9 protein-coding genes and 5 tRNA genes are annotated in these 11,839 nt (G+C 49.4%); 5 read left to right on the top strand and 9 right to left on the bottom strand.

All coding sequences use genetic code 11. From position 1 onward, the window contains the following. Positions 1 to 237 precede the first annotated feature (237 nt). From OCV66_RS14170 to OCV66_RS14130, 9 genes are all read right to left on the bottom strand, one after another. Entirely contained in the window at positions 238 to 1,272 is a 1,035-nt protein-coding gene (locus OCV66_RS14170; RefSeq protein ID WP_107631678.1) for a galactitol-1-phosphate 5-dehydrogenase, read from the bottom strand. 17 nt (positions 1,273 to 1,289) lie between these two features. After that, a complete protein-coding gene (locus OCV66_RS14165) occupies positions 1,290 to 2,111 on the bottom strand; it encodes a sugar phosphate isomerase/epimerase family protein (protein WP_107631677.1) in 822 nt (273 codons plus the stop codon). 15 nt (positions 2,112 to 2,126) lie between these two features. After that, a complete protein-coding gene (locus tag OCV66_RS14160) occupies positions 2,127 to 3,107 on the bottom strand; it encodes an ABC transporter permease (RefSeq protein WP_107631676.1) in 981 nt (326 codons plus the stop codon). A gap of 10 nt (positions 3,108 to 3,117) precedes the next feature. Next, positions 3,118 to 4,104, bottom strand: coding sequence for an ABC transporter permease (locus OCV66_RS14155; RefSeq protein ID WP_054326351.1), 987 nt, complete (start codon positions 4,102 to 4,104; stop codon positions 3,118 to 3,120). Beyond that, positions 4,101 to 5,627, bottom strand: coding sequence for a sugar ABC transporter ATP-binding protein (locus OCV66_RS14150; RefSeq protein ID WP_147574562.1), 1,527 nt, complete (start codon positions 5,625 to 5,627; stop codon positions 4,101 to 4,103). Before OCV66_RS14150 ends, OCV66_RS14155 begins: the two co-directional genes overlap by 4 nt. 76 nt (positions 5,628 to 5,703) lie before the next feature. Next, positions 5,704 to 6,708, bottom strand: coding sequence for an ABC transporter substrate-binding protein (locus OCV66_RS14145; RefSeq protein WP_082396816.1), 1,005 nt, complete (start codon positions 6,706 to 6,708; stop codon positions 5,704 to 5,706). Between the two features lie 97 nt (positions 6,709 to 6,805). Further along, positions 6,806 to 8,404: a response regulator transcription factor gene (locus tag OCV66_RS14140; protein ID WP_054326349.1), complete on the bottom strand. Its 1,599-nt coding sequence runs from the start codon at positions 8,402 to 8,404 to the stop codon at positions 6,806 to 6,808. Further along, entirely contained in the window at positions 8,401 to 10,140 is a 1,740-nt protein-coding gene (locus OCV66_RS14135) for a cache domain-containing sensor histidine kinase (RefSeq protein ID WP_054326348.1), read from the bottom strand. The genes OCV66_RS14140 and OCV66_RS14135 overlap by 4 nt, the downstream gene beginning before the upstream one ends. A 76-nt stretch (positions 10,141 to 10,216) precedes the next feature. Further along, entirely contained in the window at positions 10,217 to 10,954 is a 738-nt protein-coding gene (locus OCV66_RS14130; protein ID WP_054326347.1) for a cyclase family protein, read from the bottom strand. A 227-nt stretch (positions 10,955 to 11,181) separates the two neighbouring features. On the opposite strand from OCV66_RS14130, the gene OCV66_RS14125 reads away from it, so the two are divergent. The 5 genes from OCV66_RS14125 to OCV66_RS14105 all read left to right on the top strand — a co-directional run bounded on the left by OCV66_RS14125 (position 11,182) and on the right by OCV66_RS14105 (position 11,712). Continuing rightward, positions 11,182 to 11,255 (top strand) — tRNA-Gly (locus OCV66_RS14125). A 33-nt stretch (positions 11,256 to 11,288) separates the two neighbouring features. Continuing rightward, positions 11,289 to 11,365: transfer RNA gene (locus tag OCV66_RS14120), tRNA-Arg, on the top strand. 27 nt (positions 11,366 to 11,392) lie between these two features. Beyond that, positions 11,393 to 11,469: transfer RNA gene (locus tag OCV66_RS14115), tRNA-His, on the top strand. 78 nt (positions 11,470 to 11,547) lie between these two features. Beyond that, positions 11,548 to 11,622: transfer RNA gene (locus tag OCV66_RS14110), tRNA-Gln, on the top strand. 14 nt (positions 11,623 to 11,636) lie between these two features. Beyond that, positions 11,637 to 11,712 (top strand) — tRNA-Lys (locus OCV66_RS14105). Positions 11,713 to 11,839: the final 127 nt, after the last annotated feature.

The raw sequence follows: 11,839 nt of genomic DNA, 5'->3' as shown, positions 1-11,839 counted from the left end.
TGCGATTCTTTCTGGCCATATGTATAACCTCCTGTGTGATGCTTCTATTCTACACCACTCAGGAGGTTTACACATAATTTGAAACAGCCTCATTTTTTACCCTGTATGGCAGCTACCTTAATTTAGTTTATAGTTAATACTGTTTTATGCGTAGCTACCTAAAAGAGGCTCTTTTATTTTGCTGCCGCACAATATGAAAAAAAGAGAAGAAAAAGAAGAAGCATTCGGTATCCCACATTAAGGCTGTAGTACCACCTTAATCAGACCAGGTTCTGCCGCATGCAGCCTATCAAACCATTCCGCACCGTCTGCAAGCGGCACGGCCGCACTGATCAGACTGTCTACATCAACCATCCGGTGCGCAATCAAATCAAGACAGATATCGTATTCCCCTGATGACGCACAGCTCCCATATAATGTAATCTGCTGTGTAACGCATTTCTGCAGTGGCAGCTCTGCTTTACGCGCTACATTACCGACCATAACCACACTTCCCCCCAGACGCACGCTGTCGATCGCGGTGTTCAACGTTTGTGAGATCCCAACCGCCTCAAAAGCGATATCCGCCCCGCGGCCGCCGCAGAGCGCACGGATTTCCGCAGCCGCATCCTCCCGCCCGGAGTGAATAACATGCGTTGCCCCCAATGCTTTGGCCAGTTCCAGCTTACGGTCATCCAAATCAACGACAACCAGTTCGGTTACGCCTGCGTTCCTAACCGCCTGCGTAAGCAGAAGCCCGATTGTTCCCGCGCCTATCACCACCGCTCTGTCCCCCATACGAATCGGCGCAACAGTGGACACGGCATGTACTGCAATGGACAGTGGCTCAACCATCGCAGCCTGCTCAAAGCTGACTGCATCCGGTATCCGGAATAAGGTTCTCGCCTTGATCGCTGCATATTCCGCCATTGCGCCCGCATTGGTATATTCGTCGCAGGAAACACCGAGTACCATCCGATTTTCACAAAGGTTGATCATACCATGCCGGCAATACCAGCAATTCCCGCAGAACACGGTAGAATCAAAGGTAACGCGATCGCCCACGGCAAAGCCTTTTACCGCGCGCCCCACCTGCTCGATCACACCGGCCGCTTCGTGTCCCATGATGATAGGAGGCTGCCGGCGTCCGCTCCCCCCGTCATACCCGTGTACATCGCTTCCACAAATCGCACACGCTTTGATATGTACCAGCACTTCATCTTCCGCAGGCACCGGCTTCGGAACCTCCTTGAGCTGAAGCTCATTATAAGCAGTCAATACCAGAGCTTTCATCTACCATACATCCCCTTTCACGCCTCATCCCAAGCCTGTTTGACAAAATGATAGGCGTCACGGATTCCTGCCAAGCCACAGCCGCTTGCTTCTTCAATACAGAGCCAGTTATCGAAGCCATGCCGCTTGATGTACTCGAAAAATGGCCGATTTGGCGTCACACCCGTTCCTATGGCCGCAGGGCAAAAGCGGCCGCGCTGCTCCATGTCGGTCACATGAATGGTTTCCAGGCGGTTTACGACAGATGGTACTACTTCGAGTGGATCTCCCCCAAAAGCAGTGATGTTCCCTGTATCAAAGTTCAGCCGGATATCTGTATCCTCTATCTGCCTGCAAATATCAAGGAAAACCGCCGGATCATATGTAAAGTCCACACGCGGCCATGCGCCCGGCTTGCCATGGTTCTCAAACACCAAGCCCACGCCATACTCTTTTCCTATTGGCGCAATGCGATGGAAATAATCCGATACCCATGCGATACCCTGCGCGCGATCCAGCTCCGGATGTGCCTGTCCCGCCAATATGCGCAGATAGCGAATATGCAGCTCTGAGGCAAGCGCAATATCCGCCTGCAGGTATAGGAATTCGCGCTCCCGCTGCACCGGATTTGGATTGGTAAAATCCGGATAGGTGGTCATCATCACAATCGGCATTCCGATTTCCTGCAGCTCCTGTTTCAAGGCGTTCAAATAGGTCGGTGTTCGGTTTTTGATGAACATAATGCTGATATCAATGCCGTCATAGCCGATTTCCTTTGCTTTGCGCGCCCACTGAGGCAAACTCATGCGCCCTGAACAAATCTCATCAAACAGCGAGACGGGCAAACAACTGATTTTCATACCGTTCTCCTTTTCTTATCCAGCGATTTCTGTACTACCGGTACCATTCGCCCGCGCGTGGGACTGCAGCATGACGACGAACAAGAGCAGCAGTCCGGTAATGATCGACTGCCACCATGAACTCAAGCTGCCTTGCAGATTAATCATGTTCGAAATCACACCAATGATAAATACGCCGATCGCCGTCCCCCCAAGGCCGCCGCGGCCGCCCGAAAGCAGGGTGCCACCAATCGCGGTCGCCGCAATCGCAGTCATTTCCCAACCGTCACATGTCACAGGCTGACCCGCACCTAAACGGGAAGCCAAAATCAATCCTGCCAGCCCTGCCAGCAAGCCATTTACCGTATAAACAGCGATCTTAATTTTTTCAGGTTGCAGCCCCATCATGCGGGCTGCTTCTTCATTCCCGCCCACTGCGTAAACATACCGTCCGGACCGTGTTCGGCGCGCAATATACAGCCCTGTAACCAGCAACAACACAAACAGCCATACCGGCGCCGGCACCCTCAACAGATAGCTTCGGGCAAACAATCGGAATGTTTCTGCCACACCTGTGTCCACACTGACCGAAACGCCCCCGTCTGTCATTACCAGAGCAATGCCGCGCGCCGCCATCATCATCCCCAGCGTAGCGATAAAGGGGGCGATTTGCAGCTTCGCAATAATGAGTCCGCTGAGCAGCCCCATCGCCGTACAGACCGCCAACGGCACCAGGATCATTATTGCAAGACTACCCTTTGGGCTTAGGACTGCCGCCAGAACACTGGACAGCGCCGCAAGCGAACCAACTGAAAGGTCTATGCCTCCCGTCAAAATAACAAAGGTCATACCAAGAGAAATAATGCCGATCATGCTGTTCTGATTCAGGATATTCGTCACATTTCCGTACGATGCAAATTCCGGAAACAGCAGAGCCGCAGCCAGTATAAGGGCCAGCAGCGCGAACACTACGCCGTGCTTCTTACAGAACGCATAAAACAAGTTCTTTTTTTTCATACGATCCCCCCTAACGGCGTTTTTCCCGCTGCAAATAAACTGCGAGAATAATAATAGCGGCTTTAAAAATGCGGGAATACGCAAACGGGATGTTGTTCATATTGACCATAATTGAAATCAGCTGTATGATTAAGGCTCCGAATATCGTCCCCATAATCCGCGCTTTGCCGCCGTTCATGGAGGTCCCCCCAATCGCAACGGCCGCGATCGCATCCATTTCTGCAAGCTGTCCAATCGCATTGGGATCTGCACAGCTTGCACGGGAGCATTCAAACAGACCTGCCATTCCCGCCAGCAGCGCACTGATCACATACACCGAGATCAACACCTGCGCCGTACGAATGCCCGATAATCTTGCGGCTTTCCCGTTTTCTCCAATTCCCTGCACATAATATCCAAATGTCGTCTTTTTAAGCAGGAATGCAATTATCCAGACAAACAGTATGGATACAAATAATTGTACCGGTACCAGGCCGCCAACGCGGTATAAGCCGATTTCCGTAAACGTATTTCCATAAAACACGATTGTGCCGCCGTTATTCATCAATTGTGCAATACCTCGTCCTGCAATATAAAGAATTAGGGTTACAATGATCGGCTGTATTTTAAAGCATGCTACCAGAACACCGTTGAACAATCCCAACACCAATGCCACAACAAGGGCGGCCAGCACGGCCATGCCAGTATCCGTTCCCAAAAGCGGTGTTTTCCCAGTCAGCACCAAACCGCTCGTAACGGCGGATATCGCCATGACCGACCCTACCGAGATATCAATCCCTCCGGAGGAGATCACCAGCACCATCCCCAACGAGGTCAGCATAGTTGGCAGTACCTGAATCGTCAGGTTCCACAGGGTTCCCATGGAAGCAAAATTGCGGGTAAATAGGATATTGAACATAACCAGCAGCAGGAATGCATATATTGTACCATATTTTCGTATGTTCTGTCCCCAGTCAATACAGGTATGCCCGTTTTTTGCAGCAATGCTGTCCATCATATGCAGGCTCCCCCTTCCTGCAGGATGTCTTGTGCAATCGTCCGCATGATGTTTCCTTCTGATAGCATATCGCTTTCCAGCTCCCCGATATTTTTCCCATCCCGTATAACTATCACACGGTGACAGTTGCGTACCAATTCCTCCAGCTCAGAAGAAATCAACAATACACTGATGTCCTGCCCAGCGATATCCTGAATCAGCGCCTCGATTTCTGCTTTCGCGCCGATATCGATCCCCCTTGTCGGCTCGTCCAGTATGATCAGCCGCGGCTCCATGCACAGCCAGCGCGCTAAAAGAACTTTCTGCTGATTACCGCCTGACAGGTTTCGGATCAACTGCTCCTGCCCTGGCGTTTTGATGGACAGGCTCTTGATATAACGATCTACAATGTCCTTCTGTCGGCCGACGTTTACCAGCCCCCGCCGTGCGATCCGCGGCAAAATCGCCATCGTCATGTTTTCCCGCACGGACATATGGGGAAAAATTCCTTCCGCTTTGCGATCTTCCGAGCAATAGGCAAATCCTTTTGCAATCGCATCCCGTGGAGCTTTCCAGCGCACCTCCTGCCCATTGACCGCCAGCGTCCCTGTATAATCCGGGTTATCTCCAAAAATCACCTTGGCAAGCTCGGTCCGCCCCGCGCCAAGCAGTCCGGCCAAGCCCACTATCTCTCCCTGCCGGATTCTCAGGCTCACCCCCCGCAGCTTCTCCTTGTCTGTAATCCCATGGGCTTCCAGCACAGGTACTCCTCCTGTTCCCTGATAAACCCCGTTTTTCCTTCGCAACACGTCAGTCGCATCGCGTCCAATCATGCGGGACACTAGCTCCAGCTTACTCAATTCCGCCGCCGGACTTTCGCTGACAAGCTTTCCGTCTTTCAGAATCGTAACCGTATCACATATCTCAAACACCTCATCCAGACGATGGCTGATAAAAATAATTGCGATGCCTTTTTCTCTGAGTTTACGCATTTGCCGGAATAAAATCTCTACTTCCTTTTCATCCAAAGAGGAAGTCGGCTCATCCATTACAATCAGTTTGGCCTGCACCGAAATAGCACGAGCAATCGCCACCATCTGCTGCACTGCCGTTCCATAGCTGCAAAGCGGCTGGGTCACATCTGCCTCCACTCCCATTTCGCGCAGTATCCGCTCCGCTCTCTGGTTCACCTGTTTCCAGTCAATTCCTGTACGGTTCATAGGCTCCCGCCCAAGATGAATATTTTCCGCAATACTCAAATACGGAATCAGATTGATCTCCTGATAAATTGTACTGATACCGGCTCGCTGTGCCTCCAACGGGCTGTTGAACGAAACCTGCTGCCCGTCCAAGATAATTTCGCCCGTATCTTTCCGGTACAAGCCGGTCAGAATTTTCATCAAGGTGGACTTCCCTGCGCCATTTTCACCCATCAACGCATGGATCTCGCCCGCGCGCACTCGAAAATTCACATGATCCAATGCATGAACGCCCGGAAACTGCTTGTCAATCTGTCTCATTTCCAACAAATACATGGCTTCCATTCACTATCCCTCCTTTCATAGGGGAGAGGGGCGTTTCGCCCCTCTCCCGAACGCTATTTTAAGATGCATAAACGCATCAATACGCCTCGTCCAAGCATTCCTCTGCATTTTCAATTGTATATAGCTTACCTTCATTTTTAACGAACGCCGGTACCTCTTCACCCGCTTCCAATTGGTCAATAATCGCTAAAACACTGTCTCCAAAGCGCGGTTGACAGAGCACGCTCAATTCCATATCCCCATCAATGATCGCCTGCAAAGCATCTTTCTGCCCATCCATGCTGTAAATCTTGATGTCCTCGCCCGGTTTGAGTCCCGCAGCCTTGATCGCCTGTAAAGCACCGATAGCGTTATCGTCATTATGCGCAAATACCGCATCGATCTCATCCCCATAGGCCTGAATCAGGTTTTCCATCGCTTTTTGTGATTCCGCACGGTTGAAATTTCCAACCTGGGAGGCGATAATCTTTATATTGTCATAGTTGGCGATCTCCTCGGTGAACCCTTTATTGCGGTCGATCGTACTGGTGGCGCCCGGTGTTCCGGTCAGTTCCACAACATTGCAGCGTTCGTCGCCAAACTGCTCTTTCATATACTGGGCGCAGGTCTGCCCCTCCCAAATCAAATCGGCGCTGTTCAGTGTTGTATAATCCACGCCTGCCTCACCATTGATGCCGCGGTCAACCAGAATGACCGGAATACCGGCATCCATTGCGGATTTAAGCACGGGCGTCAAACCCTCGGACTCACGCGGAGATACGATCAGGTAATCCGGCTTTTGAGAAATAATATCCTCAATATCGGACATTTGTTTTGCCGTATCGTCCTGTGCGTCCGTATAAATATATTGGTATCCTCTTGCCTCTATTTTTTCTTTCATATCATTTGTTTGAACGACTTTCCAGTTGTTCTGGTTGCCGCACTGCGAAAAGGCTACCGTCAGCACCTCGCTTTCGCCGCTGTCCACTCCCACATCCGCATCTGGTACGGCCGTGTTCTCTGAATCGGTTGAACAACCTGTACCTGAGCCAATTAGCAGTACACTGGTTAGAAGCATTGCGAATAATCTGGTCTTTTTCATACGAAATCCTCCCGTTTTCTATTTTTCTCTTTTCTGAATGTGCTTTCATTATACCGATTGTTCCTATAGTGGTAAATCAACATATTTTTTTAATATTTCAAGATTTTTTCTGTTTTGCCGCCCCGTTTTCTTTCTGTTTCTGTCGATACTCCGTGGGCGAAAAATCCGTATTTTTCTTGAAGAGCGTACTAAAATAGTTGGGGTTGTCATATCCAACAGCCAGTGCAATTTCATAGGAGCGCTGATCGGAATATCGTAAAAGCTGCTTGGCCTTTTCCATGCGCAGGTCAGTCAGGTAACTGATAAACGATTTGCCGCATTCCTGCTTAAACAAAATACTGAAGTAACATGACGACATATTGACCGAAGCGGAAACGCTTTGCAGAGAAATGGAATGGTCGGTATAATTCTGCTCGATATACTGCCGCGCTTTTTCGATCAATGTATGATGCGCCGCGCCTTTTTTTCCATGTACATAGTCGCACACCTTCCCCAGCAGTTCACTGAGGCCGCTAATCTGCTTCTGCAGGCTGCCCGCCGTAATGATCATGCGGTATTCTTCCACAGGATCTTCAAACACCTCGGACAGATCGATCCCAAATTCTTTCAATGCGCCGGTGACCTGGCTGTACACCGATGCAATAAACATTTGGCCATACAGAATGGAATATCGTCCACTTTCTCGTATATTGTCTGTGATGAGACAAATATTCTGCTCAATCAGACCTTTATCAAAGGTGCGTATACAGTCGACAAAACGCGCTATATTAGCAGCAATCTGCGTTCCGTCATCCTGGCGTATTCGCTTCAGCTCCGCGTAATCCAAAAAGCTTGTCTCATCATAAAGGAAAGCATACTGCAGCACTTTTTGACAGTGGCCGTACATCGCCTGTAGCCCCCATACGTCTCCCGACACACCATCTGTAGCGCAAAGAAAGGGATACTCATTTTTCAAATCCACATCCTGGCGCAGCGCCCTGCAAACAGCCTGCATATGCTCTGCTGCCTGCTGGGCATTTCTTCCCGAAACAACGATTAGGACACGTCCCTCTGTCTGAAATTCTTCATAAAAAAACATGCGCTCTGCCGCACATTCTTCTACTTGCGCAGCGAACCGGCTAAAATATTTCTGTAGCTCCTGCTCAGTGAACGTATCCCGTGCAAACCGATAGCCCAAAATATCGATCATAATACAGGCATAGAACCGCTCCACAAGAATACCTGCCTGCGCAAGCGCAGCTTCCTCAGGCTGTTTATCCAAGTCAGCGTGCAGCAGGCAGGAAAGCAGTTCCGTGCGCTCCTGCTTTATATTTTCTTCCTGCCTTGCTTTATATTTTTCAAAAATCTCGTCCAACAGGCTCTCCATATAAGCCAAATCGATCGGCTTGAGTATGTAATCCTTTACGCCCAGCTTAATCGCACGTTTAGCATATTCAAATTCATCATAGCAGGTCAGCAATATCACGCAGATATCCGCCTGCTCCCGCAATACATTTTCCACCAATTCTAACCCATCCATAAACGGCATACAAATGTCGGTGATTAAAAGATCCGGCCTGTATTGCCGCGCCAGTTCCAGCGCCTGTTCCCCATCCTCCGCTGTTGCTATAACCTCCATTCCATGAGCCGCCCAAGGCACATTGTCCCGCAGTCCCTCTCGAATCAGATATTCGTCGTCTGCCAGCAATACCTTCACTCTGTTTCCTCCTCCCAGCGCATCGGCAAGGTAATGCGGAAGCAGCTTCCCTCCCCCTGCCGGCTTTCAAACGTCACACCGTACGGCTCTCCAAACAGAATACGAATCCTTTCGTTTACGTTCACCACACCATAACTCTCTGCGCGCGGGCCGCTTCCGTGCCGCAGCGTATTATTCAGTGCCGCAGAAGCCTCTTCTGTCATGCCCACGCCATTATCGATTACATCTATCACAATATTCTTTTCCATTGGCCGTACCCAAATTTTTAAATGACAACTCCCGCGTTTAGGCTTCATGCCATGGTAAATAGCATTTTCGATCAACGGCTGTAAGACCAGCTTGGGAATCAGACAGGAAGCGATCTCTTCTTTCAAATGTATCTCATGCGTGAACTTTCCTTTATACCGTATATTCTGTATAATCAGGTAATTGCCGGCATGCGCCAGCTCCTCACGCAGTGTAATAACCTCCCGCCCCCTGCTCAACCCAATTTTTAGGAACTGCGTCAAGGCCATTACCATGCGGACCGCACCATCCTTGTCTCCCGACCGCACCATCCAGATAATAGAATCCAGTGTATTATAGAGGAAATGCGGCTTGATCTGCGCCTGTAATGCCTTTAGTTCGGTCAGGCGAAGTTTCTTCTGATTTTCCACCTCATGTTCCATAAGAATATGTATAGTATTGAGCATCATGTTAAAGCGGTTGGTTAACGCGCCGATCTCATCGTCTCGTTCTGGAACGGCATGCACATTCAAGTCCCCCTGTTCCACCAAACGCATTTTTTCATCCAATTTTGTGATAGGGCAAACAATATACGCGGCGACTCGATAGGCCAGCAGCAGCGCAATTCCCATAACGCCAATTGAAACCAGGCTCACGATTTTGATAATCAAAAGAACGTTTTGCGCCAGTTCTCTGCCCGGCACGGTACATACCAGCTTCCATCCCGTCTGTAAAACCGGTTGTTCAATCCGCAGATCATGAAATATGGCATCTTTCCAGGAATAGGACGCATTTTGCCGGACCCTTTCCGACAATTGGGCAGCGGTCATATCCGCAGGGCCAATAATAGGCCGTCCATACGTATCCTGTATATATAAAAAACCACTTTCGCTGACTCTGGTATTCAGAAAAGAACTGACTTTTGCCGCTTCCAGTTCCACCACCACAATCCCGCGGTACTCTCCGCTCCCCAACTCCTTTACCGGCGTGACCGTAGTCAACAGCGTTTCTCCTGTTGTTACGGCAAATTGCGAACCTTGTTCAGGCGGCAGCCAAATAGTGTGTTCTGATTGCAGGGCTTTTTGGCAATACGGGTTGTCCATTGCTTTTTCATTTATAAAAGAGTAATACTGTGATTTTGCCGCCATACCATTATCTGCAAAAAAATACATAGCAAATATACTGCTGTTATACTGGTTCAGCTCCGAAAGGTATGCGTCCAGCTCAAAGCGATCGCTGAACTGCGCTTTATATTGTGGATATTCTGTACGCATGACCGACTGGACACCGGCTGACCGACTGATAATCCGCGACATGGATATCATATCTTCCAATAGGTTATCAACTTCATCCGCTGTTTTTTCTACGATCTGTTCGCTTGTCGTGACCGCCATTTCCATCACATGGCGATAGGACACAATGCAGGCTGCCGCGGCAACTGTTACGACAGAAATAAGGGAGAAAGCACCAAAGAATCGGAACAGACGTTTTTTCATGGATTGTTCATGCATTGCAGACTCCTCCCCGCAGAAAATAAAAACTGCCTGTCAAAAGAGCATCTTCTTATGTCAGGCAGCTTTTCATTGTTCAATTCCTCGGCACGAATGCAAACGGGCGGATTGGAGATCCTGAACCGTTTCTGATCTTCAGCGGTACAGCTATGAAGTAAGACCGCACCGGCAATTTATCCAGATTCTGCAGTTCCTCCATGATCAGGATATGATTGGGGAGCCAGTGCATATGGTGTCCATAGGATTCCATTTCCTCCCCAGCAATTACAGGAGTATCACAGGCGATCGTATCGCTTCCTACCGCCCGAACCCTGCGCTCCGCGAATAGCCGGACTGCATCTTCTGAAAGCCCGGGTTCATTTTTTGCATAGTACTTCCAATCGGCTCCGGCCGACCAGTAGCGGAACCAATGGAAATCCAGCAGAACGATCTCATCTTCCCCCGCTGCCGTTCCCATTTTCGCCTCAAGTGACAATATCTGATCCGCTGTGATCCTCTGACCAGGCTTGGCATCCAGTTGATACAAAGGGTATGTAACCGCCACGCCGCACAGATAGTCCGGCGGATAGGTTTCAATCGTACTTTCCATCATTGCGGATACCTGATGGGCGGGAGCATCAACATGCGCTCCAGTATGCTCTCCCAAAAACATTGTCTGGCAGTAATATCCATCATGCGCATGTGTGACTGTCGGATGGATGACCAGCGGGGGATGCGTCGGCCAGCGCGGGATATCATTTTCCAATACTGGCGACAAATCAACTACATTACAGGCTGAAACCGCTTCACGGATTGTATATAGAATATCTGACATAACCATTCCTCCTTTTTATAGCACTAATTATACCTTGTGTGTTGTGGAAAAGAATCCGATATTTTTTGAGTTCTTTCAAATAATTTTAATTTATTATAACATACCCTATTTTTTCTTTTCCATGGAAAGCCTTTCCTGACACAAGTACATTAGTTGGAAAAGATGCAGAAAATAGTATTGACAAAATCGCTGATTATTGGTATACTGTTTAAGCGTCAGAAAAACCCGCGGGTGTAGTTCAATGGTAGAATGTCAGCCTTCCAAGCTGAACACGTGGGTTCGATTCCCATCACCCGCTCCATTTTCTTTCCCATGCGCGGGCTGGAATTGATATGCGCCAGTAGCTCAGCCGGATAGAGCAACTGCCTTCTAAGCAGTAGGCCGGGGGTTCGAATCCCTCCTGGCGTGCCATCTCTCCAGTTGACTACAGTTTATATGGTGGGTATAGCTCAGTTGGTTAGAGCATCGGATTGTGGTTCCGAGGGTCGAGGGTTCGAGTCCCTTTACCCACCCCATATGAAACCATGTGACGCGCTGCTTGATGCAGCGCGTTATAAATATAAGGACCGGCTCCATGCAATCCAGCCGAATACAGGGGCGTCGCCAAGCGGTAAGGCATCGGCCTTTGACGCCGACATTCGCTGGTTCGAATCCAGCCGTCCCTGCCATTTCAACTTAACACGATCCAGTAGCTCAGTCGGCAGAGCACCTGCCTTTTAAGCAGGGTGTCCGGGGTTCGAATCCCCGCTGGATCACCATAACAAATCGCTTGCATAAACGCCATGTTGTGCAAGCGATTTTTGTGTTTCTGAAACTTTTGAACAGCTTTGTTTTCGTTACTTGAAGTCTAAAACCTCGTGTCGCTTCGTGTATATCCGTACACGC

The sequence above is a fragment of the Agathobaculum ammoniilyticum genome (assembly GCF_025567315.1).
In the GTDB taxonomy this organism is placed as follows: domain Bacteria; phylum Bacillota; class Clostridia; order Oscillospirales; family Butyricicoccaceae; genus Agathobaculum; species Agathobaculum ammoniilyticum.
The sequence above is the reverse complement of the archived record's forward strand: the minus strand, read 5'-3'. Positions and strand labels throughout refer to the sequence as shown.

Coding starts and splice junctions, on each gene's coding strand:
- OCV66_RS14170 (WP_107631678.1), bottom strand. CDS start 1,272: ATGAAAGCTCTGGTATTGACTGCTTATAATGAGCTTCAGCTCAAGGAG.
- OCV66_RS14165 (WP_107631677.1), bottom strand. CDS start 2,111: ATGAAAATCAGTTGTTTGCCCGTCTCGCTGTTTGATGAGATTTGTTCA.
- OCV66_RS14160 (WP_107631676.1), bottom strand. CDS start 3,107: ATGAAAAAAAAGAACTTGTTTTATGCGTTCTGTAAGAAGCACGGCGTA.
- OCV66_RS14155 (WP_054326351.1), bottom strand. CDS start 4,104: ATGATGGACAGCATTGCTGCAAAAAACGGGCATACCTGTATTGACTGG.
- OCV66_RS14150 (WP_147574562.1), bottom strand. CDS start 5,627: ATGGAAGCCATGTATTTGTTGGAAATGAGACAGATTGACAAGCAGTTT.
- OCV66_RS14145 (WP_082396816.1), bottom strand. CDS start 6,708: ATGAAAAAGACCAGATTATTCGCAATGCTTCTAACCAGTGTACTGCTA.
- OCV66_RS14135 (WP_054326348.1), bottom strand. CDS start 10,140: ATGCATGAACAATCCATGAAAAAACGTCTGTTCCGATTCTTTGGTGCT.
- OCV66_RS14130 (WP_054326347.1), bottom strand. CDS start 10,954: ATGTCAGATATTCTATATACAATCCGTGAAGCGGTTTCAGCCTGTAAT.